The sequence below is a fragment of the Cognatishimia sp. F0-27 genome (assembly GCF_020667845.1).
Lineage (GTDB): Bacteria > Pseudomonadota > Alphaproteobacteria > Rhodobacterales > Rhodobacteraceae > JAFMPQ01.
This window is the reverse complement of the sequence record NZ_JAFMPQ010000002.1, coordinates 138,602-163,013: the sequence shown is the minus strand read 5'-3', so window position 1 is coordinate 163,013 and position 24,412 is coordinate 138,602. Positions and strand designations below refer to the sequence as shown.

The window sequence follows — 24,412 nt, the reverse complement described above, 5'->3', positions numbered from 1 at the left end:
TTGCATACCGTCATGGCTCCGTCTGCAAGATCAGAAATACCCCCGTACAAGACTGCCCGCCAACAGGGCCCAACCATCGGCGAGCACAAAGAAGGCGAGTTTGAAAGGCAAAGACACGATCGCAGGCGGCACCATCATCATGCCCATGGACATCAGCACCGCGGCAACAACCAGATCAATCACGAGAAACGGCAAGAAGATCAGGAAGCCGACTTGAAAAGCGCGGGCGATCTCCGAGAGCATGAAGCTTGGCACGAGAACAGCCAATGATGTTTCGGGTTCCAGTTCGAGAGTTGCTGCATCGGGCCGGAGATCGGCCATGGCGCGAAACGTGTCCGGGTCGGTGCGGCCCGCCATGAACACGCGGAACGGGTCGAGGACCCGTAGCGCCGCTTCCTCGATGGCAAGCTCTTCGTCGAGGAGCGGTTGCACACCGTTTGTCCACGCTTCTATGAACACCGGCTCCATGACGAAAAACGTCAGGAAAAGCGCGAGACTGACGATCATCATGTTGGGCGGCGACTGCTGCAATCCAACGGCCTGCCGCAGAATGGCAAAGACCGTTACGATAAACGGAAAACAGGTGATCATGATTGCGATCCCCGGCGCGAGGCTAAGCACCGTAATCAACGCAATCAGCTGTATCGAGGTCGCGGTTATCGAGCCTCCGTCACCGAGATCAAACGACACGGATTGCGCTTGCGCGGGCTCTGCGAAACACAGCACCCCGAGGAGGACCGCCAAGACAAGCGCGCTCTGCCTGAACAGCAAAGCCGCAAGTGAGCCATCATGACGTGGCCCAACACAGCCGGAGAGTGACCTCGTCCTCGCCGGAAGCTTCGTGCGATGTGGTTGACTGACCCAGCGCGCTCCCAACCAAGAGCAAAGCAAGATGACCGTTTGATGTCGCGCATCAGCTTGCCGATTTTCGCTAACCTTATTTCCGATTAACCTTAATGCGGAATGACGAAGCTCGATCCGTTGTGCCATGCATGATCCCATCATGGTGTTTTCAGGATGGGTTCTGGATGTCTGAGACCCCGGTCAACCGGACCGCAAGACGGTTCTGTCCGTCGCCTTCGGCAACTTCGAGAACGCCGACACCAATCAGCTTTTCGCCGACAAACAGCTCCACGGGATCCTCAAGACGCTTGTCCAGAGTGAGCACGCTGCCCTCTTCAAGCTGCAGCAATTCACGCACGAGTGGGCGGGCCCTCCCAACGGAAACCGTGATTTCGATCGGAACCGCATTGAAGGCGTCACTTGTGTCGCGTGCGGGGCGCTCCTGCGTCTCATTCATTAACCACACTCCTTTGGTTTTCATGTGTGAAGCCTTCGACCGCATCTTTTACGGTTTCCAGCAGGGCACCGAGATCGATCTGCTTTTCGGTCGTTCCGAAGCGAATATCGGCCTGTTCATCGGACAGGGTTTCGTCTTCAACCAGCCGAACGGGAAAGCCGAACTGCCCCTCAAGGAGCGGCGCCACCGGCTCGACATTGGCGGGGGCAACCGCAATCTCGACTTCAAGCTGGCCGATTTCTCGTGCCAGTGTCTGCACTTGTTCGACAAGATGCTGCCCAAGAACCGCGTGGGCCGTTTGCGGCAGCACCACGCGCACCATTTCCTCGAGCAACGGTGTCATCGCATTCATCACGCGGCTGTAGGCTTCATGATAGGTGAAGGAGAGATCCTGAAGATGCTGCCCGAAGGCACTCGAAATCCGGGTGTGGTCATCGGATTGCGCAGCAATGGCGTCATCCCAACCCGCCCTGTATCCTTTTTCGAAGGCTTCGAGCCGATGCCCCTCAAGTTCGACCTCACTCATGGCTTCACCAGCCGCGGGGACGGCTTCAATGCCGTCTGAAACCGCCGTTTGCGGGGCGCTGAAGTCTTCGAGAACGGCGGCCAGTCCCTTCATCGGGCCTCCTCCTTGTCATCAAGCCAACTGCGAAGAATCTCCACGGTTTCCGTCTTTCGTTCCTCGATCAGGGAGCGCAAACGATCGACGGGGTCCTCTTCTGCGGGAGCGTCAAAATCGACTGTCCCCATCCCGCCGAAGTCATTGTCTCCGACAAGCATCGGCAGATCGCCAAAGCCGTCTTCGGGTTCGATCTCTCCTTCCAGCGGCGCACTCTGCGGTCCGGCTTCAGCCGGTCCGGGTAACGCACCTGCAACCACCTCTTCGGACTTCCGGGCATTGCCTGCCAGAATCGGGCGGAGAACAAACAGCCCTAATAGGAGGGCTACAAATCCCAATACCCCCATCTGAATGAGCTTCATCGTATCGATTGCACCTTGGAAAAGCCCGGGTTCAATGGGGCCTGTGCCCAGTCCTTCAGCCCGTTCGAACGCCAAGGATCGGATCGTGATCTGGTCCCCACGCTCCTCATCGAACCCGACAGCTGACTGCACGAGCGCCTGCAAAGCATCCAGCTCTTCCTGTGGCACCGGTTGGAAAGTTGGCTCGCCGGCTTCATTGGGCGCAAAGCTTCCATTGACGAGAACGGCAACGGTCAGCCGGCGTATTGCACCGGGCGAACGGGTGATTTCTCGCGTCGTTTCAGAGACTTCATAGTTCACACGCTCCCGTGTTTCAGTGGAATTGGACCGTCCGCCCTCACCGCCCCCACCGGCTTCGCCATCGGGAAGATTCGACGCGACCGTCACATCGCCCCCTGCGGTATCTTGTGAATTATCGGTTCGCTCTTCCGTATCGGTGGAGATTGCCACGCGACTTTCAGGATCGAATCGCCGCTCGAGGATGGATTCCGTCTCCGTAACAGTGTCTACGCTGACCTCGACAACGGCATTTCCGGCCCCCACGCGCGCTTCCACCAACCGTTGAACCCGATCCCGCAACTCGAGGGCCTTGTTCTCCGCCGATGCGGCGCCGATCCCATCCTCATCGCTTGCGACAAGGCCACCTTTCCCGTCGATCACAGCCACGTTTTCCGGAACCAGTCCGGGCACGGCGGAGGCGACAAGAAACTTGAGAGCGCGGGCTTGCTGAGGTTGCACGACCCCGGAAACCGGCGTGACAGAAATAGACGCAGTCGGCGTGACATCGCGCTGAAACGGATTGGACGACGTATTCGCGATATGGACCCGTGCCGCAAGCACGGAAGGGTTGGCGACTATGGTGCGCGCGAGCTCACCCTCTTTGGCACGCCAATAGGCGGCGTCGAACATCTGCGATGTGGTGCCAAAACCCGACAGATCGTCCAGCAATTCGTAGCCGTGACCACTGTTCGCGGGCAAACCCTCGCTGGCGAGAGTGAGTCTCAATTCATCGCGCTCGGTTTCGGGTACGAAAATCGCCCCGCCTCGAATCGCATATTCAACACCACGGCTTTCCAACGCCTGCACCACATCACCGGCTGCACCGTTTTCAAGCCCCGCATACAGCAAAGCGAGATTCGGCGCAGTGGCCATGCGTGTGAGTCCCCACACCGCGAACATGACACCGATGCTGGCTGCGACCACCACCACACGCTGTTGAATCGCCAAAGCGTTCCATACTGAAATCAAATTCTGCAAGATCGTCCTCCGCCACAAACATTCTGCTTGGCAAAGACCACCCTGACCGACGCGGCTTAATAATCGGTTAGCTGATTTGCGCTTATATGGCCGCGTCGACCCAGAAAGAGGTTAGCAATGTCAAACGACGCCGACGTGGCAGAAACAGAGCCACCAAAAAAATCGAAGCTGCCGCTGATAATCGGGCTGGTTCTTGCGATTGCGGGCGGGGCTGGAGGATTCATGGCCGTTCAGATGGGCGCCCTCGATACATTGATCGGACAGCCGGTCGCCGATGCTGCAGAAAAACCAGCCGAACCAGGCGCTGCTTCGGATTTGGATGATTTCGCCTTCGTGGAGATACCTCCGTTAACCGTCACTTTGACCAAGCCTGTCTCAATGACTCATCTTCGGTTCCGTGCGAGCCTCGAAGTTCCGGCACAATTTGAATCTGAAGTTACCAAGATCATGCCGCGGATTCAGAATGTCATGAACGGCTATTTGCGCGCGCTGGAGGGAAAGGATTTTGAAGATACCGCGGCTCTCATACGTGTCCGCGCGCAACTTCTGAGCAGGATGCGGTATATCGCTGGCCCCGGTCGCGTTCGGGATCTTCTCGTTCTTGAATTTGTTTTGACGTGAAGGGATCACCATGGACCTGATAGCAGATATATTATTGGTCGCGGGAGCGCTGGGTGCGGGTTTCTACTGCTTTATTCTCTCGCGGCGCCTTACCCGCTTTACAGATCTGGAAAACGGTGTGGGCGGGGCGGTCGCCGTCTTGTCAGCCCAGGTGGATGACCTTTCCAAGGCTCTGACCAAGGCGCAAACCCAAGCCGGACAGTCGAGTGAGTCGCTCAATGAACTCACCGAGCGCGCTGAAGAAGTCGCGCGAAGGCTGGAACTCATGATGGCTTCCATGCATGACTTGCCCGCCCATGGCGCTTCGGAGCAATCTCCCAGACAGCCTAAGGATACCGTGTTTGTCCGCCATCCGAGAAGCGGAGGCTTCTGATGGTCCCTGCGAAAAAACCGAAATCCGCCCCGCGCAGCACCCCCAAGCCGCGCCGCAAAAAAACCATTCGGGCAAGAGCCAAAGGAACACTTGCCACCGTTGGCATTCTGTTGATTGCATCGGGCGTGCTCCGACTGACAACCGGTGCCAGCGAAGCCTTTGCGCGCGAAGGGACAGAAGAAGACAGCGTTGTCCAGGAGGTCGTGCAGACCGAAGAGCAAACCCAAACGGTCGTAGAGGTACAAAGAGTTACCCGCCCCGAGCTTCGCGCGTTACTGGAGGCTTTGCAAACACGAGAAGCCCGCGTGAACAAGCTGGAGATGGACATCAAGATGCGGATGCAGGCACTACGACTCGCGGAACGCGAAATTGATGAAAAGTTGGTGCAGCTTACCGAAGCGGAAAATCGGCTGCGTGAGACACTGTCCTTTGCGCGCGGGGCTTCTGACCGCGATATCGAGCAACTCACGAATGTATATGCAAACATGAAACCGAAGCAGGCGGCTGCGCTTTTCGCAGAAATGGAACCGGAATTTGCGGCCGGGTTCCTCGGCAGGATGCGCCCTGAGGCCGCCGCGGCGATCATGGCAGGCCTTGATCCTCGAACCGCTTATTCGTTCAGTGTGTTGCTTGCCGGCCGACACGCCGATGTTCCCAAGTGATCGACCATGTTGTAGAGCGGTCGTTCAACAGTTCGGTCGTCGCTCAACACTTCGTGATGGTACGCATTCGCAGACTGGTCTCAAGGCAGACTTTTCGAGGCGCTCAATCGGCAATTTTGATAATACCTTGTGATTGCTTGGGATTTCGAAAAATACGAGCTGAAAAACCAAAGACTTCGGCTTGTTCCGGATAACTCGTGCATCTTCTCGCTGTTGCATTGAGGCAAGTCTCGCGAATTGCCACATGCTTGGCGTGTTGATTTCCGTCTACGAACGCCCGAACGTTGTTGGCCATGGGGCGCGTTCGAATCGGTACGGTTCGCCGGACGAAGCCCCCCGACTTTTGCTACTGAAGAGAGCTGCCATGATTTCCCGTAGAGCTTTTGTCGCGTCTTCCGCTGCGGCCGTTTCCTGTCTGGCTGCGCCGGCCTTTGCCTTCACGATAGATCCCGTGTTCCGGCCACAAACCGTATCGATCAAGAAAGATCTGGCGCCGGGTCAGATACTGGTGCTTCCGCGCGCGCACTTCCTCTATTTCGTTTCGGCTGAGGGACAAGCACGCCGCTACGGAGTGGGCGTCGGTAAAGCCGGGCTCGAATTCACAGGGACGGCGTCTATCGACGTGAAGAAGAAGTGGCCGACATGGCGTCCCACCAACGAAATGATCGAGCGGGATCCACAAGCCTACTCAAAGTTTGTCGACAATGATTACGTGCAGCCCGGTGGTCCCGGTAATCCCTTGGGGTCGCGCGCACTTTACCTTTTCCAGAATGGCCGCGATACCTATTTCCGGATCCACGGAACCACCGCCCCGCGCTCAATCGGACAATCAGTATCGAACGGGTGCATTCGCATGCTCAACGAACATGTGGAAGACCTCTATGAACGTGTACCCGTGGGGACCAAGGTCACCGTTCTTTAATTGCGCTTCGCGACTTTTCGACATGGCGCAGTCCGGTTGCGCCTGCAACGCGGAAGGTTGGCCAAGAAGAGGAATCAGCCTTAGCGTCAGTCCCATATGAGGGTGGGCCAGATCGTGACACGCGGTCTGGCAATCCGCACGTTGACACACTCCGATTTCCTGATACGCATGTTTCCCGGTTCGGGTTTGAGCTGACGTGAGAGGCCCTGTCCCATCGTGGTCTGGGAATGCCGCAGAGCAATCGCGCTTCCCGGAAAACCGGAAACTGCCTGCGCTTTCACATGTGCGTGCTGCAAAGGCGTCGAGCACGCTGCAGTCAAAACCGTGAGGTCTCCGTCCGTCTGCCACCAGTCAAGCGGGCAAGAATACGATCACTTCTTGCACATCGCGTCTCTTTGAAGGCCAAACGAGCCGAAATTGATCAGTGACGATTGTTCCGGATATTTTGATGCTGCCTCGTCTTTCCCGACAATAGCGGCGCAAATCAACCACGGTTACAGTGACCGAGGCATCATACGGAGGCGTCGCCATGTACGATATTGCAATTCTTTGGGACTGGATCGCGTTCTCCGTGCGCTGGCTTCACGTGATCACCGCGATGGCCTGGATTGGCGCATCGTTCTACTTCATTGCGCTCGATCTGATGCTCAAGCCAAATGATGCTCTTCCGGAAGGCGCATATGGCGAGGAATGGGAAGTCCACGGCGGCGGATTTTACCATACGGTCAAGTATCTCGTTGCCCCTGCCCGCATGCCGGAACATCTCACGTGGCACAAATGGCAGAGCTATTCGACATGGTTGTCCGGGGCCGCATTGCTGATGATCATCTACTGGGTCGGCGGCGAACTCTATCTGCTCGACCCGACAAAAGCCGATCTCGCCCTGTGGCAAGGCATCCTGATCTCTGGCGGATCGCTCACACTGGGCTGGCTGCTCTACGATGCCATGTGCAAGTCCAAGCTGTCCGAAAACCCGACCGCCTTGATGGTGCTGCTCTTTCTCGTTCTCGTGATCATGTCATGGGGCTACAACCAGGTCTTCACGGGTCGCGCTGCATTGCTGCATCTGGGGGCGTTCACCGCAACGATCATGACAGCAAATGTGTTCTTTCAGATCATGCCGAACCAGAGGATCGTCGTGGCTGACCTCAAGGCAGGCCGCACTCCCGATGCGAAATACGGCAAGATTGCAAAGGTTCGTTCGACACATAACAACTACCTGACGTTGCCGGTGGTCTTCTTGATGTTGAGCAACCACTATCCGCTCGCATTCGCCACGGACCATGCCTGGATCATCGCGAGCCTGATCTTCCTGACCGGCGTCACAATCCGGCATTATTTCAATACGATGCACAAGACTGGCCGCGGGCCGCACTGGACTTGGGCGGTCACCGTCCTGCTCATGATCGTGATCGCGTGGCTTTCCACGGCGCGTCCCGGGGAGACCTGGGAAGAGGCCGAGACCCGACCGTTGACACCCTATGAAGAACGGTTTGCCAGCGCCGAAGGGTTTGACGCAGCGTATGACGTGGTGTTGGGCAATTGTTCGATGTGCCACGCCCGCGAACCGGTATGGGGCAACATGCATTGGGCTCCGAAACACGTCCATCTCGAGACACCCGGCGACGTGGCGCGCCATGCCGACGCGATCTACCTTCAGGCCGGCATCAGCCATGCCATGCCTCCGCCAAATGCAATACAGATGGACAACAGCGCGCGCGATACCATCATTGCATGGGTGCGCGCAGCCCGGGAGCAATAATCGGTCCGGGCACGCTTTGTCGGGAAGGGTCACATGATGCACATTGGCTTGATTGGTTACGGCAGTATCGGCCGCGCGCTCCACGAACGGCTGAGACAAGATCCACAGGCGCGCTTCACCGCACTTGTCCGGTCCGAACCGTCGCCCATGCCGGAGGATCTCGTCACTGTCAGATCTGTTCCCGAATTCCTGGCGCGCGCGCCTGACCTATGCGTCGAATGCGCCGGACATGCGGCAGTGCACGACCATGCCGAGGCAATTTTGAAGTCGGGGCGGGCACTGATGCTGGCCTCTGTCGGCGCGCTGGCCGATTCCGACCTCTACGCACGGTTGCAAAACGCGATGAAGCACTCCGGCGGACAGATCCTACTGCCCTCGGGTGCGATTGGAGGGCTGGACCTTTTGTGCGCCGTGAGCGGCGACGGCGCGTGCTCTGTTTCCTACCAAGGGATCAAACCACCGGCGGCGTGGAAAGGCTCGCCAGCCGAAGCGCGTGTCGATCTGGACTCCATAAACGAAGCAACGCCGTTTTTCGAAGGCAGCGCCCGCGATGCAGCCTTGGCTTTCCCAAAAAATGCCAATGTGGTCGCCGCGCTTGCGTTGGCCGGAGGTGGATTTGACGCGATGACCGTCGCTCTGATTGCCGACCCGGAAGCACGAGGCAACACACATCGCTATACTGTAACGTCGCCCTATTGCAGCTATGAAATGGTAGTTGAAAACACGCCCACTGCAGGAAACGCCCGGACGTCCGTGACCACCGTCTTGAGCCTCATGAATGACATCAACCGGTTTTTCGGGCGCTGATGAGTTCGGGACAGAGGATGGTCGAGCTGCTGCGAGAGCGATGCACCGCAGTCCGGTTGCGCGCCACGAAAGCGCTTTCACAACGCACCGGACCATCCAGATCGCCTGTGGCAGGGCGCCAAAATCGTCGAAAGAACGCAACCGGAGGAGCCTTCATGCGAAGAATTTTCGGAATGCTTGCCCTGTCTCTCGCCAGTCTCGGCGCGCCTGACATCGCTCACGCGGAAAACGCATCGCTGGACATCAGTGTCAGCTACAGAGAGCGGATCGCGCTGCCGCCCGACGCTCAGCTTCATGTGGCGTTGCTTGATATGTCAAAGGCTGGAGCCGCCGCGCGCCAAATCTCTGCGCAACGCTTTGCCATGATCTCGGTCCCGATGAGTGTGACGTTACCCTACGATCCTGCCATCCTCACCCAGGACGCGGATTATGCAGTGGTTGCCGCCATCTGGTCGGAAGATCGAATGATCTATCGCAGCACAGGCTGGCATGACCCGTTTGACGCGGACGAGATCCGGATAACCGTCGAGACCGTAGCCCAAGACGCGACCGATGCTGCGTTCGGTCAAAGGCTTTCTGGGATCGCGTGGACCGTGGTCGCAATCGGCGAGACGCCGTGGAACACCGACGACCCTGCAACGCTTGCCATCAATGACGACGGCACCTTTTCGCTCTATGGCGGGTGCAACCGGTTCACCGGGCGGCTTTTGCCATCCGTATCCGGGATCGCCTTCCCCTCAGCGATGGCGGGCACGATGATGGCCTGCCCCGACGCGGTAGACGCTCTGGAGCGGGAGGTTTTGACCAGCCTCGCCGAGGCCACGGACTACATGCGTTACGGCTCCGAATTGTTCCTGACCGATGCCGCGGGTCGTCCGTTGCTGCGCTTTGAGGGACGGCCGGAATAAGAGTGCTGGCGTGCGGCACCGTCCCCGCGCCAAGGGGCAACCTCGGGCTGCGCCAGCAGACTGCCAAAGGCCATCCCGAAGCCGCCTTGGGCGCCCGGCCGCCAAGGGCGCCGCGCCGACCGGGTAGCCATGTCTGAGAGACCGAAGCAATCGACAGCCCGCCGGGACCGACAGCGCTCGGAACAGGGCCTCCCGACACGGAGCCGGAACGGCACAGTTCCCGCAAGAGACTTTGCTTCAGCCCCCCCTGCCGCACTCGGGTCGTCCATCGTCGACCTCACCGCAAGGACGGGCAAGTCCGCATCCGTGAATGGCCCGATTGAGAACTGCCAGCGCTAGGCCCAAAGAGCCGTTTTCGACGCTGCCCCGTCTGTTGCCACCCCCAATGCCCATGAAGGAGCGGGACCTGTCTCCGACCAGACGGGCATGCGCGCCTCACACGTCGCCGGAACATCATCGCCAAGAACGGCAAAGCACGAGGCAGTTTCGCGTCTCGCAGGGCCGCCATGGACGCACCGTTTCCTGTCTCGCGCCCGGACCACCAAGACACTGCCACAAGGACGCACTGGCATGAGGGTGGATCCATGTTGGCATAATCGATCAGACCCGCCATGATCGACGGGCCGGCCACCGCAGAGGGAGCACACCATGGAAACGTCCCGCAGCGACCGCGTCAAGACAGCCGTATTGCTGCTTGCCGCTGCCGGCCTGATCGCCGGACTTGCGCTGTATTTCACTAACCAACCCATCGCGGCCGGCATTCTCTGGACCGCGGGTGTTCTGCCGGCGCTGGCAACCCTGGTGATAGAGATCCTCCGCAGCCTGGGGCGCGGAGAGGTCGGGCTCGATATCGTGGCGGCGCTCTCCATGACGGCGGCTCTTGTTTTTGGAGAGACGCTCGCGGCGGCGGTGGTTGCCGTGATGTATGCCGGAGGGAGCTTTCTCGAAAGCTTTGCCGAGGGACGCGCAAGACGCGAGATGCATGCGCTTTTGTCGCGTGTGCCGCGCAGTGCAACCAGACACCGCAACGGGCGGCTGGAGGACATCCCGCTCGACGAAATTGCGCCCGGTGACCGGCTGCTGATCCGTCAGGGCGATATGATACCCGTGGACGGGCTGGTGGCGTCGGACACCGCTTTCCTCGACAGTTCTGCCCTGACCGGCGAGTCGCTCCCCGTGCGGTTGGGCCGGGACGATGAAGCGATGAGCGGAACTACCAATGCTGGGGAAGCCTTTGACCTGACCGCGACACGCGAGGCGCGCGACAGCACCTATGCCGGGATTGTCCGGCTTGTCGAAGAAGCCCAAGCCTCCAAGGCGCCGATGTCGCGGCTGGCGGATCGCTGGTCGCTTGGCTTTCTGGCCGTCACGCTTGTGATTGCGTGCTCCGCGTGGTGGATCACGGGAGACCCGATCCGGGCGGTTGCCGTCCTCGTGGTTGCCACACCCTGCCCCTTGATCCTCGCCGTGCCCGTTGCACTGGTGGCAGGCCTGTCGCGCGCCGCCCACTTTGGCGTGCTGATCAAAGGGGCCGGCCCCCTTGAGACGATGGCGCGCATTCGGACACTGATCCTCGACAAGACCGGGACACTCACCGATGGACGTCCCCGGATCGTGTCGATTGTCGGGCGCGATGACAACGATCCCGACCAGCTGTTGCGTCTCGCAGCCGCGCTTGACCAAGCATCCAAGCACCCGGTGGCCCAGGCCGTCGTGTCCGCCGCACAGGAACGCGGCCTCACCCTGCCTGTGCCGACCGATGTTGCCGAATTTCCCGGCGAGGGTGTCGCGGGCACCTTGGAAGGGCAGTACGTGATTGTTGGCGGCAGCCGCTTTGTGGCTGAGCGCGTCGGCCAGCAGATCCGCGAGGATCCCGCCCTCGATGACGGCGCCGTTCTGGTCGCCGTGGCAGTTGACGGCCGGATGGCCGGACATCTCGTCATGTCGGACCCGCTGCGGGAGGACGCAGGCGCGATGTTGCACAGGTTGCGCGCACTGGGACTTACGCGGATCCTCGTGGCAACCGGCGACAGGGCGCGCGTCGCGGAGCGTGTGACCGACGGTTTGAACCTTGACGGTCTGCGCAGCGACCTGTCGCCGGACCAAAAGGTGCTTCTGGTGCTGACCGAGCGCAAGCGTGGGCCGGTCATGATGGTTGGCGACGGGATGAATGACGCACCGGCTCTGGCGGCCGCAGATGTGGGCGTCGCCATGGGAGCGCGCGGAGCAGCCGCTTCTGCCGAGGCCGCCGATGTGGTTTTGCTTGTCGATCACATCGACCGTCTCGGCATCGGGATCGAGATCGCCGGCAAAGCGCGACGGATCGCATTGGAAAGCGTCATTGCAGGGATCGGGCTGTCGGTGCTCGGCATGATTGCCGCGGCCTTTGGCTACCTGACTCCGGTGCAGGGCGCCCTGTTGCAGGAGGTGATCGACGTCGCCGTGATCCTCAATGCATTGCGGGCCTTGCGGATTGCACCCGAAGGCGGGCGCGTCTCTTCCGACATCCGCACAGCCGAAGCATGACGGTCATCGCAACCGGTGCCGTTCCACGCTTGTGGATTGCCAGCCTCCGGAGGCTTGATGGACGGCCATGCACGGGCGCATGCGCAGGGTCGTCGAGCAGCATCAGATCTCCATCGCTTGCCCTCGCACAAGCGTTGAGACCGCTTGACGCGCCACACAACAGATCGCCCGCCTTGCATTCCCGTTAACCTGGCCGGGATCACGTGAGCCCGATCTGACCACCGGGACGTGTTCTTGAGCGTCTTGCAGAACAACATGCGGCTCGATCAACCCTGCCCGCCCTCCAAGGTCAGCGTGATACGGTCTCCTGCAAACCATGTGCGCCCATATTCCACGGGCGCGCCAGCCACATCGACATTGAGTCCAGAGGATTTGAGCAACGGATCACCTTCGGTGACCTGAAGATGAAGTGCCTGCGTGATCGTCGCCCGGACAGCCGTGAGACGGGTCGATGCACGGGTATAATCCGAAACTCCGACAGCCGTCAGGGCTTGGGTCACGCTCTCGCTGCATTGCAGGGCTGTCGCGATACCCTTGAGCCGCACAGAGGGGAACACGCTTTCAAATATCGCGATCGGGTGCCCATCCGCGCGGGACAACCCGTGATAGGCACAAACAGGATCGCCGGGCGCGAGAGATAACGCCTTTGCCTCGCCTTGCGTGGCACCGCGTTCCTCCAGTGCCAGTATTTTCTTTTCAGGCCGGCGGCCGGCAGCGATCAGGTTTTCATGAAACCGCACGCGCCGCCCAATCGGGTAATCCGTGGGCGTGGCGGCCACGAAGCTCCCGGCACCGCGTCTTGTCCGCACCAACCCCTCTTCGACCAAGGCCGCCAGCGCGTGCCGGACCGTATGGCGATTGACGCCGAAACGCTCCGCCAAAACGGCCTCGGTCGGCAGTTTGTCACCGCTCGCATATCGCCCTTCGGCCAGATCGGAGCGCAGGCTGTCGGCAATCGCCTTCCAGATCGGGGTTTTGGCAGCAACGGCACGCAAGGGGAATGAATCTTCTGTATCTTTGGGCGGCAGATAGCGTAAGATATGTATAGTTGTATAGTATCGGATCGATTTGTCGAGATGAAAACGGCGCTGGACCACCAGAGATCGCGCACGCCCGGGACGCGCCTGCTTACAAGGAGGCCCGAAAGGCGCGTTGGGCGTTCGTCGGATGGAAGGCCCGCAACCGGCCTCCGTCACACGGGCGATCGCGCCGGATCAGCCGGTGAGAGGGTAGCGGTGCAACAGTTCAAACTGCCCATCGGGACGCTCGCCGCACAGGGCGATCTGGTCCATCACGAAGGGGCTTGGCAAGGTTGGCACATGCCGCATCAGGGTCTTGGACCAGGCGGGCAAAGCGGACTTGTCTATCCGGCCCGTGAGCGTGAGGTGAAACCGGAATTCCTCCATCACATAGGGATAGCCCCACTCTGCCAGAAAGGCTTCCTGTCGCGCATTCAACCGCGCCTTGCGGCGGCGCAACAACTCGGCCTCGGAAGCGGGCGCGCGGAAGTCGTCAAGCAGGCGGACACAGGCTCCCGCCACCCGCTGCAATCCGGACAGGTCTCCTTGCGGGAGCAACGCAAGGAACCGGCCCAGCGTTGCCACCTCGAGACCGCCGCAGCGTGCGGGCGCCAGCGCAGCGGCAAGCTGCGCAGTTGCCTTTTCCAGTTCCAGAACGCTGCGCCCTTCCGCGATGCGAAACGGTGCTTTCAACGTGCCATGCAAGCCATATTTCCGGGGGGCTTCCGTGATGCTCTCCAGACCGGGCACATCGTATTGCGAAACCCTGCATCCGCGCCCAAGATCCCAACCCAGCCACGCAGCGCCAAAGCTGGCAAGAGGACCGTCAGGCGGCACATAATACACTGCGAACCGAGAGTAAGCCATGAATTCTCCCTTCCCTGCGCCACGGATCGCGAATGCCCGCGACATCCATATGTCAGGTGATCTTTGCCTCGCCAATGCACGACTGGTGTTGGAAGACCGGGTTCTGCACGGATCCGTGACCATCGAGGGCGGCGTCATCTGCGATATCACGGAGGGGGATCGCGTCCCCGCAGGTGCGCGGGATTGCGACGGGGATCTCGTTCTTCCCGGTTTGGTGGAGTTGCACACCGACAATGTGGAGCGACATATCGAACCGCGCCCCAATGTGGACTGGCCACATCTCCCGGCCTTGATCGCCCATGACGCCGAACTTGCTTCGACCGGCATCACAACCGTCTTCGACGCGATGCGCGTTGGCTCCATCCATGGTGGCAAGGGGCGCTACATCGACTATGCGCGCCAGCTGGCCGATGAACTTCTGGCCGCGCGTGCCGGTGGCTTGTTCAAGATCAGCCATTTCCTGCATCTGCGGGCCGAAATCTGTTCCGAGACCCTGCTTGATGAGCTCGCCACCTTCGGCACCGATGATCGGGTCGGGATCGTCAGTCTCATGGACCACACCCCCGGACAACGCCAGTTTCGGGATCTGTCCGTTCTGAAACAGTATGTCGCCAAGAAGCGCGGAATGGATGACGGGGAGTTTGCCGCGCATGTGGATACCCTCTTGGCTCTTCAGCAGCGCTTTGGCGCGAAACACCAAACAGGCGCCGTTGTCGAAGCCCAGCGTCTCGGCGCGGTGCTGGCCAGCCATGACGACACAACAGCCGAACAAGTGACCGTGTCGGCGCAAAACGGGGTGGGCTTTGCCGAATTCCCGACCACCGTCGAAGCCGCCGAAGCGTGCCGCTCTCTTGGTATTGCAATCATGATGGGGGCGCCGAACCTGATCCGGGGAGGATCACATTCCGGCAATGTCGCAGCAGAGGATCTCGCAAAAGCCGACCTGCTTGACATCGTCTCCTCCGACTATGTGCCTTCGGCGTTGCTCTTGTCCGCGTTTCGGCTGGCCACGCTTTGGGGCGACTTGCCCCGCGCCGTCGCAACCGTGTCTCGCAATCCGGCGCGCGCGGCGCGGCTGGATGATCGCGGGGCCTTGATGATCGGGGCGCGCGGTGACGTCATCCGGGTCCAAGAAGCAGGCCAGACCCCGATATTGCGCGGGGTCTGGAGCCAAGGCAAACAAGTCAGCTAGGTGCGATCCGGCCCGACCCGTCGTGGCCCACCGGCAGAGATGCCCCTCGTGCCGCTTGCATGACCGCAACCGACCACGCCGTGTGGCCTGATCCCCCTGACGGCCGGACCAAGCCCCGGATCGCTCCTTGCACAGCTACGCTCAGGATCCGTCGCGCCATGTTGCGCCCAGAGCGTGCTACAACGGAACCATGGCACATGCTCTTTGACGGTAACGCATACCGGATCACGCGCACCCTCGCAGCGCTCGTGGCCAAGGCTAGGCTGCGTCTTGTGGCGCCTCTTTTGCACCGGTCATGAAGGCCACCGCGTCGGACATGGTGTAGTCCTTCGGGTCGATCACGCAGAGTCGCTTGCCCAGTCGATGGACATGGATGCGGTCTGCGAGTTCGAACACATGCGGCATGTTGTGACTGATCAGGACGATGGGAATTCCACGCGACCGCACATCCTGAATCAGCTCCAACACCTTGCGGCTTTCCTTGACGCCGAGAGCGGCTGTGGGCTCATCGAGAATGATGACCTTGGAGCCGAAAGCCGCCGCACGGGCCACAGCCACACCTTGACGCTGGCCACCGGAGAGGGTCTCGACTGCCTGATTGATGTTCTGAATGGTCATGAGCCCCAGCTCGCTCAGCTTGTCGCGGGCGAATTTCTCCATTGCTGAGCGGTCAAGCTGGCGAAGCCATTTGCCCCGAAAGCCGGGTTTTCGCAGTTCACGACCCATGAACATATTGTCGGCAATCGACAGCGCTGGCGACATGGCAAGCGTCTGGTAAACGGTTTCGATGCCGGCCTCGCGCGCTTCAATGGGATTGGAGAACCGCACTTCCTTGCCTTCCAGCGTCACGGTGCCCTCGTCCGGCACGACCGCGCCGGACACCGCCTTGATCAAGGAGCTCTTGCCAGCACCGTTATCGCCAATCACCGCCAGGATTTCACCGGGCATCAGGTCAAAGTCACAATGGTCCAGTGCGGTCACCTTGCCATAACGCTTGACCAGACCGCGGCCTTTCAAAATCGGTTCCATTACGCTGCTACCTTTCTGATCCACTGGTCCACGGCAACCGCTGCGATGATCAGCACGCCGATGAGAAGGAAGGTCCATTGGGCATCCGCGCCCGCAAGGCGCAGGCCCAGCGTGAAAACGCCCACGATCAGCGCTCCGAAGAACGTGCCGAGGATCGAGCCACGCCCGCCGAAGAGCGAGATGCCGCCAATCACCACGGCCGTGATGCTTTCGATGTTGAGCAATTGGCCGGAAGTCGGCGAAACCGAGCCGATCCGCCCGATCAAAGCCCAGCCCGCAAAGGCGCAGATCAGGCCAGCCAACGCATAGACAGAGATGAGCGTGCGCGTGACATTGACGCCGGAGAGTTCCGCCGCTTCGGCATCGTCACCCACCGCATACACATGACGGCCCCAGGCCGTATGCTTGAGCACATAGGCCAGAACGAGCACCAGAAGCACCATGAAGACCACGCCAAAGGTGAAGACGGCACCGCCAATGTTGAATTTGGCGCCCATCAACTGAAGCAAGGGGGCTTGTTCCGCGATGTCCTGAGAGCGGATCGTTTCATTTGCGGAATACAGAAAGTTCGCGGCCAGCACGATTTGCCACATGCCGAGGGTCACGATGAATGGCGGCAGTTTCATGCGCGCGACCAACCAGCCGTTGAGGGCTCCGATGGCCGTCCCGAATGCCAGCCCGCAGACGATGGCAACGCTTGGAGGAATGCCGTAGCGAAAGCTGAACTGACCCATCACAACCGAGGAGATCACAGCAATGGCCCCGACGCTCAAATCGATGCCCGCGGTCAGGATCACCAGCGATTGGGCTGCCGCGACAATCCCGACGATCTGCACCTGCTGGAGGATCAGGGTCAGCGCGAATGGTGAGAAAAAGCGGGAGCCAAGAGCCGCGCCGAATATAGCGATGGCAGCAACCAGAACGATGAGCGGAACCAAGGCCGGCGTCGTGTGCAAAGCGTGGTGAAACTTGCCGACAAATCCCTTCTCGCCGGAATCGAAGGATGCGATGTCGGATGTCGCGCGGCCGACAACCGTCTCGTAATTGTCTTCTTGTGACATGGGACTCCTCCTCGCCGGGATGACCGGCGCCATATGTGCAGCGGGCAGGTCAAAACCTGCCCGCGCTCAGAAATTTCGAACAGGATTCGAGAGGATCAACCCCAGCAGAGGTCCATGCCTTCATCGGTATCGATCGAATCGACACCGTCCACGGGACGATCCGTGACAAGCGCCACACCCGTATCGAAGAAATCCTTGCCATCGGTCGCTTCCGGCTTGGTGCCATCCGCAGCCCATGCCGCAATCGCCTCGATCCCCTTGGACGCCATCAGGAGCGGATATTGCTGCGATGTCGCGCCGATCACGCCATCCTTGATGTTTTGCACACCGGGGCACCCGCCATCCACAGACACGATGAGCACATCGTTTTCGCGCCCGATGGACTTCAGCGCCTCATAGGCCCCGGCCGCCGCGGGCTCGTTGATCGTGTAGACTACGTTGATTTCCGGATCTTTCACGAGAAGGTTTTCCATTGCACGGCGGCCCCCTTCTTCGTTACCCGCGGTCACATCGTTTCCGACGATGCGCGGGTCGTCTTCGTCGCCATTCACGTTCGGATCGGCCAGATCAATGCCGAAGCCCTGAAGGAAGCCCTGATCGCGCAGCACGCCCACCGTAGGCTGGCTCACCGCAAGATCCAGCAAGGCGATCTTGGCATTTGCAGCGTCATCGCCCAGCGAGGCAGCCGCCCACTTGCCGATCAATTCACCGGCCAGGAAATTGTCCGTCGCAAAGGTCATGTCCGCGGCGTCGATGGGATCGAGCGGCGTATCCAGCGCAATGACAAGAATGCCGGCATCGCGCGCCTGCTGAACCGCCGGGACGATGGAGGATGTGTCCGACGCCGTCAGCAGGATTCCCTTTGCACCATTGGCAATGCAGGTTTCGATGGCTGCCACCTGTGTTTCATGGTCGCCGTCGATCTTGCCGGCATAGCTGTTCAAGGTGATGCCCAGCTCTTCTGCTTTGGCGGTCGCGCCTTCGCGCATCTTCACAAAGAACGGGTTGGTATCGGTTTTGGTGATCAAGCATGCGCTGACGCTGTGGCTGCCGGCAAAAGCGGCGCCGGACATGGATGCCAGAGCGATCGCGGAAACGGTCAGAAGTGTCTTCATGGTTACCTCCCAGAAGTGTTCATTCTCAATTCATGGGCTGCATCAGCCCATCCTCCCTGCCCACAAGCATTGCTGCAGGTGAGACTGAAAAAGCCAGACATGGTTGAGTCTGTCAATAAATAAATTAACTTTCTTAATTAAAAGATCCGGGCTACTGTCCTTCCCATCGGAGGGGCCGTATACGGTGTCTGCTATGGAACGAACAAAAATCAGAAGTTTGAGTGGCGGCGTGAACCAGAGCGGTATCCGCAACCATAACGAACGGCTGTTGCTTTCCATCTTGCAACGTCAGGGCAGACTTCCGGGAAGCGATCTTGCGCGGCGCATGGGGCTGTCCCCACCTGCGATCTCCTCCATCTTGCGAAAGCTTGAGCAGGAAGGCGTTCTGCGCCGTGGCGAGCCGGTCAGGGGAAAGGTCGGCAAACCGTCGATTCCGATGGAACTCAACCCGGATGGCGTCTTGTCGGTCGGCCTCAAGGTTGGCAGGCGGAGTGCCGACCTGCTGCTTCTCGATTTCCTCGGCACGGTTCGCGCAGAGCGTCACCTGCGCTACGACTATCCCCTTCCGGAAGAGCTGTTCCACTTCCTGAAGACAGGGCTCCACGATTTCCTGGCTGGCCTCGATCCGGTGGCCCGGCCACGCCTCTGCGGCATCGGTATTGCCGCCCCATTCGAGCTATGGAAGTGGAGTGACCTGCTTGGCGCGCCCGCTGAACAGTTTGCCCAGTGGAAGAATGTGGTCTTTTCTAAAGAGGTTGCCAAGTTCAGCGATTTGCCAGTCTTCATGATCAACGACGCAACCGCAGCCTGCCGTGCCGAGCACTTGTATGGGCGCGGCATGGAGTACCGGGATTATGCATATTTCTTCATCGGATCCTTCGTCGGCGGCGGTATCGTGCTGAATGATACGGTGTTCGAAGGCAATCAGGGCAATGCGGGCGCATTGGGATCCATGCGGGCGACCGGACCGCTTGGGGAGAGCCGCCAATTAATCGATGTGGCCTCCATTCATCTGCTTGAGGCGCGGCTGGTGGAAGTCGGGCTGGACCCGCAATTGCTTTGGCAGGAGCCGCAAGACTGGAGCAACCTGACACGATATGTGGACCCGTGGCTGGGTCAGACGGCACAGGAGCTGGCCAAGGCGTCGCTCTCCGTCTGCTCCGTGGTGGATTTCGAAGCAATCCTGATCGATGGCGCGTTCCCCGCCAAGATCCGGGACGAGCTTGTTGAACGCGTCCGGCGCTATATTGCCAACCAGGATACCAGAGGCCTAATTGCCCCCCAGATTGAAGCCGGGAGCGTGGGTGGCAAGGCCCGTGAAATCGGGGCGGCAAGCAGTCCGATATTCTCACAGTTTCTGCTCAACGCCAACGCGGGGCTGTCCGCCCGCTGAGACCTGCAAAGCATCGCAGCTTGCTTGCAAAAATCGGCCGTCCGGCGCATGGATCGCTGCCCGGGCGCATGGCAGCGCTGTGCGATGTCTTGTCTTGCGCCCGGCGCCCGGCATTGGGGTTCGACGGCTCCCGAACTCCTACGCCAAGAGAGGCAAGCAAACATGCGCTCTCACGGCGGTCTTCCGCGATGGTGGGCTTGGGCTTGCGGGCATTCTTGACTGTTTCGGACATGACGGGCGTCATTCTGGCAGCAATCGCTGCGTAAAACAGGCTTGTGAAACCGTCCGCCACCGATGCGGTGCGTCGCCGAAGCGGCACTCTGCGGCCAAGCGCCCCAAGACTTCTGCCCAGCAATCGCTGACGGTGCATGACCATTCAGCACCGTCAGCCCATAGCCTCGACGGCGCCAAATGACCGGGCGGCGCCTTCCTCCCGCTGCCCTCGCCAGCGATCAGAGCCTCTCAGTTGCCCTGAATTGCGCATGGCCTCAAGCAGCCCCGCTGTCGATGGCTCTCCTCGCACGCGTCGTTGCGATGGCGTGGGACGCTTGCGTGATGCGGATCCTTCCGCTTCCGGCACAGTGGTCTGCCCCCGCAGGATGCGCGGCGCGGCGGTCGCGCGCTCTGCAAGCCGCTTGAAGACCGGACCACGCCGCGGGTTATGACCGGCTCGACGGGTATGGCCCTTCAAACCGACCAAGCTGCGCCGCGGGGCCGGGGTGACGATGCGAGGCGGTGAGCATGAGGCGCCCATCAAAAGATGGCGTTACGATTTGTCTGCCTTCCTGCCTGAGACGGTCTCGATCGAATCTTCAAGATTGACGCCGACGGCATCGCCGATCTTCTTGAGTGCGGGCATTTGCACCGCCATGTCCATGATGCTGTTGATGGCCTGACTGACCGGCGCAGTGGACCCGGCCTCCGCACCGTTGCTGCCCATGCCGTTGATATGATTGATGCTGATCCCTTTGATCTTTTCCGCCGGGCGCACCATTTCGGCAATGATCTTCGGCATGCTTTCCAGGCGGGCCTTTTCCAGTTCCATTGCGACGATCGCGTCGGATCGGGCGTTTTCGGCATTGATCCGCGCCAGCGTTGCTTCGGCTTGCGCCAGCTCAAAGGCTTTCATGGCAAGCGCTTCTTCCTCTTTGGCGGCGCGCTTGTCCTTGGCTGTCGCCTTGTCGCTTTCAGACGCGATGCGGGCCCGCGCCGCCGCGCTTTCGGCCTCCTGTTCCGCGCTGAGCAGTGCCAGCGCCTTCTTGCGTTCCGCCTGAGCCATGGCTTCGGCCGTGCGCAGGGCTTCCGCTGCCTTGACCGCTTCGGTGCGCGCCACATCTGCGCTGGCCTGTGCCCGGCTTTCCTCCTGGCTCTTGGCCGCGATCTGGATCAGCCGATCCTGCTCCGCCAGTTCGAGATCCTGCTGGCGGGCAATTTCGGCCTGGCGGAGCGCCTTGGCACTGGCGATTTCATCCGCTTGAATGTCCTGCTCCATCTGGATGCGCGCGCGCGCCTTGGACCGTTCGGCCTCCGCCTTGCGATTGGCGATCTCAGCCATTTGCGTGGCCAGAAGCGTTTCGATTTCTTGCGCTTGCGCGATTTCGGCCCGACGTTGCTCAAGCTCGATTTCAAGCTTGCGCTTCGCCGCTTCCATGGCTGTCTGAGTGACGGAGACCTCCGAGTTCCGCTCGATCTCGGCGCGCTCCTTGCGCGAAGTGGCGATCACCTGTGCGAGTTTGCGCATGCCCACTGCGTTGAAAGCGTTGTTTTCATCAAGCGCGGCGAAGGGTGTCTGATCGAGGCCAATCAGCGAAACGCTGTCCATTTCAAGACCAAACTTCGCCAAAGGGTCCGTCAGGGCCTTCTGAACATTGGCCACGAAGGCGCCTCGGTTCTCGTGCAGCTCATCCATCGTCGCCTTGGCCGCTTCCGCCCGCAACGCATCAATGACCATGCCGTCCAGAAGGCCGCGCAGCTGATCCGCCTGAAACAGCCGTTTGCCGAGGGTCTGCGTCGCGCGGGACACCGAATCCTCATCGGGCTTTACGCTTACGTAAACCTCTGCCTCGACATTGACGCGCAATCGGTCCTGAGTGATCAGGGAGCGCTCGCCGTCGCAGGCCACGCTCATGCGGATCGTCTGCATGTTGACCCGTGCAACTTCGTGGAAATAGGGGATGGCCAGCGTGCCACCGTCGATCACGACCTTGCGCCCGCCGATCCCGGTCTTGACCAATGCGACCTCATTGGAGGCCCTCTGGTAGAATGCGGCTGCCAGCACCACGAGAACGGCGAGGACAATGACGAGCAGGATAATCCAGGCAAGAGCAGACATGGGTGTTCCTTTCCTAGAGCCCGTGCATTTCGCACAGGATGTTGGACGACATGCCGCCGTCCGTGGGAATGTTGGTGCCGCGTATCCATTGGCTCAGGTCGCTGAGCATGAAGGCAATGACCGGGGCGATGTCGGCGGCTTCACCGGGGCGATCCATCACCCGGGCGTCTTCCTCGGCCCGGGCACCCAGGGTCTCCAGGAAATCGCCAATGATCGGGGTGTTGACCGGGCCCGGGCTGACGCTGTTGATGCGGATGCCGCGATTGCGCCATGTCCATCGGTTCTGCATGGTCCAGACGATCAGGGCTTCCTTGGTAAAGAAGTAGCTTCGTCCGCCTTCGTTGGTGATGTTGTGGGTGAGCATGAAGTCCTTGATGCCCCCGAAATCAAGCGTTTCGCTCGCCCTGATGGCCTCTACGGCCTGTGGCCAACCGAACCCGGCAAGGGAAGCGACGTTGACGATACTGGCATTGTCGCGCAGCTTCGGGACGAGGCCCAAGGTCAGCCGTTTCACAGCCAGCAGATTTATCGCGATAAGCTGCTCGGCCGGACGCGTCGGCGGCAAGCCTGCATTGTTCACCAGACCGTCGATCCCGTCCGGCAGCACGTCGATCAACGCATCGATTGCGCGCGGGTCGGATAGATCCGCGCGGTAGAACTCTTCGACATGGTCAAAGTTCTTGTTGACGTCGATCCCCAAGACTTCCGCGCCCTGATCGGTCAGGATTTTTGCCGTCTCCCATCCGATACCGGATGCCGATCCGGTCACAACGATCCGTTTGCCCTTCAGCAGGTCTTGCATGACTGCTCCTCAAAACACGGGTGGATAGGGCCGATGACCACGATCCAGCGTGATCCAGCGGGTTTCGGTGAAGGTCTCCATCGACCAGCGCCCGCCATGACGTCCGACACCAGAGGCTTTGGACCCCCCGAAAGGCACATGCGGCTCGTCGTTTACTGATGAGCAATTCACGTGGCACATGCCGGTTTCCAGCCGCTTGGACATCTCCAACGCTCTGGCCTCGTTGCGCGTGATGATCCCCGACGACAGCCCGTATTCGGTGTCATTGTTCAGCGCGATGGCCTCGTCATCGGTGCTGAACGGCACGACCACCACCACTGGCCCAAAGGTCTCTTCCTGCCAGACCTGCATGCCGGAATTGACATTGGTCAGAATCGTCGGCTCCACGAAACGTCCATGCACGCCGCCACCAATCTCGACCGTTGCGCCCTTGCTGACCGCATCCTCGATCTGGCTTGCAACGCGCGCCACCTGGCGGTCGTTGATGAGCGGTCCGATGACGTTCGACTTGTCGCCCGTGTCGCCCATCTTCAGCCTGGAGGTCCGCGCTTTCAGACCTGCGAGGAAGTCATGATAGATGCTTTCATGCACCAGGACCTTTTCCACGCTCATGCATATTTGGCCCTGATGCATGAAGGCGCCGAAATTGGCGGACGCCGTTGCACGATCCATATCCGCATCCTCAAGGACAATCAGGCTGTCCTTGCCGCCAAGCTCGACGCAGCACTTCTTCAGATGCGCCCCGGCCTTGGCCGCGATGGAACGCCCAACCGGCGTGGATCCGGTGAACGAGATGCCTTTCACAAGGGGGTTCTCGACCAATTCGTCGCCCATTTCGGCAACCCGGTTGCGGCTCGACGTCACGACGTTGAACACACCGGCCGGGACACCGGCCTCTTCGAGCACTTCCGCAAAGAACAGGCCCCCGCAATAAGGCGTATCCTCTGACGGTTTCAAAACGATGGTGTTGCCGGCGGCCATTGGAAAGGCAAAGCCGCGTGCGGTCAGGATACAGGGCATGTTCCATGGCGAGATCACAGACACGACGCCCATTGGCACACGCTGCGCCGTCGAGAGCTTGCCATGTTCGGACGGCAGGATTTCACCGATGCTCTGGTAGCACATGGCCGCCGCCGCCCGGAACACCTCGACGGCGTAGCCCGCCTCGAACATGCCCTTCCCGAACCAGCCGCCTGCCTCGCCTTGATTGGCGGTTGCGTAATCGACCTGTCGCCGCGCGATGATGTCGGCGATCTTCAGCATGTATTGCGCGCGGTCCTGAAACATCAGACCGGACCACGCTGGAAAGGCGTTCTGGGCCGCTTCAATCGCCGTCCGCGCCTCGGCGGCACCCCCATCGGGCGCCTTGGCCCAGACAGATCCGTCTGACGGGTTCTGGTCGTCGAAAGTGCCTGCGGGCGTAACCCACTGACCGTTGATATACATGCCCTTGAGGGTATGCGGGCCAGAGTGATCTAGCATT

The 24,412-nt window shown here is 60.4% G+C and carries 23 protein-coding genes; 10 read left to right on the top strand and 13 right to left on the bottom strand.

Features of this window, described 5'->3' with window-relative positions:
• Positions 1 to 30: 30 nt before the first annotated feature.
• The 4 genes from fliP to fliF form a co-directional block, all read right to left on the bottom strand.
• Positions 31 to 768 carry a flagellar type III secretion system pore protein FliP gene (fliP, locus tag J1C49_RS01925; protein WP_370639360.1) on the bottom strand — a complete coding sequence of 246 codons (738 nt, stop codon included), beginning with the start codon at positions 766 to 768 and terminating at the stop codon, positions 31 to 33.
• Positions 769 to 1,012: 244 nt separating this feature from the next.
• Positions 1,013 to 1,300, bottom strand: coding sequence for a FliM/FliN family flagellar motor switch protein (locus J1C49_RS01920; RefSeq protein WP_227444105.1), 288 nt, complete (start codon positions 1,298 to 1,300; stop codon positions 1,013 to 1,015).
• The gene (locus J1C49_RS01915) at positions 1,293 to 1,919 is read right to left on the bottom strand and encodes an ABC transporter ATP-binding protein (RefSeq protein ID WP_227444104.1); all 627 of its coding nucleotides are present in this window, start codon (positions 1,917 to 1,919) and stop codon (positions 1,293 to 1,295) included. The genes J1C49_RS01920 and J1C49_RS01915 overlap by 8 nt, the downstream gene beginning before the upstream one ends.
• Positions 1,916 to 3,538: a flagellar basal-body MS-ring/collar protein FliF gene (gene fliF, locus J1C49_RS01910; protein ID WP_227444103.1), complete on the bottom strand. Its 1,623-nt coding sequence runs from the start codon at positions 3,536 to 3,538 to the stop codon at positions 1,916 to 1,918. The genes J1C49_RS01915 and fliF overlap by 4 nt, the downstream gene beginning before the upstream one ends.
• A 117-nt stretch (positions 3,539 to 3,655) precedes the next feature.
• On the opposite strand from fliF, the gene fliL reads away from it, so the two are divergent.
• From fliL to J1C49_RS01895, 3 genes are read left to right on the top strand one after another with little or no spacing between them, the layout of a single operon-like run.
• Positions 3,656 to 4,159, top strand: coding sequence for a flagellar basal body-associated protein FliL (fliL, locus tag J1C49_RS01905; protein WP_227444102.1), 504 nt, complete (start codon positions 3,656 to 3,658; stop codon positions 4,157 to 4,159).
• A gap of 10 nt (positions 4,160 to 4,169) precedes the next feature.
• Entirely contained in the window at positions 4,170 to 4,532 is a 363-nt protein-coding gene (locus J1C49_RS01900) for a hypothetical protein (RefSeq protein ID WP_227444101.1), read from the top strand.
• Positions 4,532 to 5,194: a MotE family protein gene (locus J1C49_RS01895; protein ID WP_227444100.1), complete on the top strand. Its 663-nt coding sequence runs from the start codon at positions 4,532 to 4,534 to the stop codon at positions 5,192 to 5,194. The genes J1C49_RS01900 and J1C49_RS01895 overlap by 1 nt, the downstream gene beginning before the upstream one ends.
• Before the next feature lie 103 nt (positions 5,195 to 5,297).
• Here the strand turns inward: J1C49_RS01895 and J1C49_RS01890 are convergent, their stop codons facing one another.
• The gene (locus J1C49_RS01890; RefSeq protein WP_227444099.1) at positions 5,298 to 5,489 is read right to left on the bottom strand and encodes a hypothetical protein; all 192 of its coding nucleotides are present in this window, start codon (positions 5,487 to 5,489) and stop codon (positions 5,298 to 5,300) included.
• A 69-nt stretch (positions 5,490 to 5,558) separates the two neighbouring features.
• On the opposite strand from J1C49_RS01890, the gene J1C49_RS01885 reads away from it, so the two are divergent.
• From J1C49_RS01885 to J1C49_RS01865, 5 genes are all read left to right on the top strand, one after another.
• Positions 5,559 to 6,116, top strand: coding sequence for a L,D-transpeptidase (locus J1C49_RS01885; protein ID WP_227444098.1), 558 nt, complete (start codon positions 5,559 to 5,561; stop codon positions 6,114 to 6,116).
• Positions 6,117 to 6,645: 529 nt separating this feature from the next.
• On the top strand, positions 6,646 to 7,878 hold the full coding sequence (locus J1C49_RS01880) for a urate hydroxylase PuuD (RefSeq protein WP_227444097.1): 1,233 nt from the start codon (positions 6,646 to 6,648) through the stop codon (positions 7,876 to 7,878).
• Positions 7,879 to 7,911: 33 nt separating this feature from the next.
• Entirely contained in the window at positions 7,912 to 8,685 is a 774-nt protein-coding gene (locus J1C49_RS01875; protein ID WP_227444096.1) for an aspartate dehydrogenase, read from the top strand.
• Between the two features lie 155 nt (positions 8,686 to 8,840).
• Positions 8,841 to 9,593, top strand: coding sequence for an META domain-containing protein (locus J1C49_RS01870; protein ID WP_227444095.1), 753 nt, complete (start codon positions 8,841 to 8,843; stop codon positions 9,591 to 9,593).
• A gap of 648 nt (positions 9,594 to 10,241) precedes the next feature.
• Positions 10,242 to 12,119 carry a heavy metal translocating P-type ATPase gene (locus tag J1C49_RS01865; RefSeq protein WP_227444094.1) on the top strand — a complete coding sequence of 626 codons (1,878 nt, stop codon included), beginning with the start codon at positions 10,242 to 10,244 and terminating at the stop codon, positions 12,117 to 12,119.
• A gap of 266 nt (positions 12,120 to 12,385) precedes the next feature.
• Here J1C49_RS01865 and phnF read toward each other — a convergent pair whose 3' ends face one another.
• Together phnF and J1C49_RS01855 are read right to left on the bottom strand one after the other, a co-directional pair.
• On the bottom strand, positions 12,386 to 13,114 hold the full coding sequence (gene phnF / locus J1C49_RS01860) for a phosphonate metabolism transcriptional regulator PhnF (protein WP_227444093.1): 729 nt from the start codon (positions 13,112 to 13,114) through the stop codon (positions 12,386 to 12,388).
• A 219-nt stretch (positions 13,115 to 13,333) separates the two neighbouring features.
• A complete protein-coding gene (locus J1C49_RS01855; protein WP_227444092.1) occupies positions 13,334 to 14,005 on the bottom strand; it encodes a DUF1045 domain-containing protein in 672 nt (223 codons plus the stop codon).
• On the opposite strand from J1C49_RS01855, the gene J1C49_RS01850 reads away from it, so the two are divergent.
• Positions 14,004 to 15,197: an alpha-D-ribose 1-methylphosphonate 5-triphosphate diphosphatase gene (locus tag J1C49_RS01850; protein ID WP_227444091.1), complete on the top strand. Its 1,194-nt coding sequence runs from the start codon at positions 14,004 to 14,006 to the stop codon at positions 15,195 to 15,197. The two genes, J1C49_RS01855 and J1C49_RS01850, sit on opposite strands and share 2 nt — an antisense overlap.
• A 258-nt stretch (positions 15,198 to 15,455) precedes the next feature.
• On the opposite strand, the gene J1C49_RS01845 is transcribed toward J1C49_RS01850, so the two are convergent.
• The 3 genes from J1C49_RS01845 to J1C49_RS01835 all read right to left on the bottom strand — a co-directional run bounded on the left by J1C49_RS01845 (position 15,456) and on the right by J1C49_RS01835 (position 18,402).
• Positions 15,456 to 16,226 carry an ATP-binding cassette domain-containing protein gene (locus J1C49_RS01845; RefSeq protein ID WP_227444090.1) on the bottom strand — a complete coding sequence of 257 codons (771 nt, stop codon included), beginning with the start codon at positions 16,224 to 16,226 and terminating at the stop codon, positions 15,456 to 15,458.
• Positions 16,226 to 17,287: an ABC transporter permease gene (locus tag J1C49_RS01840; RefSeq protein WP_227444089.1), complete on the bottom strand. Its 1,062-nt coding sequence runs from the start codon at positions 17,285 to 17,287 to the stop codon at positions 16,226 to 16,228. The genes J1C49_RS01845 and J1C49_RS01840 overlap by 1 nt, the downstream gene beginning before the upstream one ends.
• Before the next feature lie 95 nt (positions 17,288 to 17,382).
• Entirely contained in the window at positions 17,383 to 18,402 is a 1,020-nt protein-coding gene (locus tag J1C49_RS01835) for a sugar ABC transporter substrate-binding protein (RefSeq protein WP_227444088.1), read from the bottom strand.
• A 193-nt stretch (positions 18,403 to 18,595) separates the two neighbouring features.
• On the opposite strand from J1C49_RS01835, the gene J1C49_RS01830 reads away from it, so the two are divergent.
• Positions 18,596 to 19,795 (top strand): ROK family transcriptional regulator, encoded by a 1,200-nt coding sequence (locus J1C49_RS01830; protein WP_227444087.1) that lies wholly within the window; start codon positions 18,596 to 18,598, stop codon positions 19,793 to 19,795.
• Positions 19,796 to 20,561: 766 nt separating this feature from the next.
• On the opposite strand, the gene J1C49_RS01825 is transcribed toward J1C49_RS01830, so the two are convergent.
• The 3 genes from J1C49_RS01825 to J1C49_RS01815 are packed head-to-tail and all read right to left on the bottom strand — an operon-like array spanning position 20,562 to position 24,411.
• A complete protein-coding gene (locus tag J1C49_RS01825; protein WP_227444086.1) occupies positions 20,562 to 22,127 on the bottom strand; it encodes a flotillin family protein in 1,566 nt (521 codons plus the stop codon).
• A gap of 13 nt (positions 22,128 to 22,140) precedes the next feature.
• Complete coding sequence (locus J1C49_RS01820) at positions 22,141 to 22,929, bottom strand: coniferyl-alcohol dehydrogenase (protein ID WP_227444085.1); 789 nt, start codon at positions 22,927 to 22,929, stop codon at positions 22,141 to 22,143.
• A gap of 9 nt (positions 22,930 to 22,938) precedes the next feature.
• Positions 22,939 to 24,411: an aldehyde dehydrogenase family protein gene (locus J1C49_RS01815; RefSeq protein ID WP_227444084.1), complete on the bottom strand. Its 1,473-nt coding sequence runs from the start codon at positions 24,409 to 24,411 to the stop codon at positions 22,939 to 22,941.
• Between the last annotated feature and the right edge of the window lies 1 nt (position 24,412).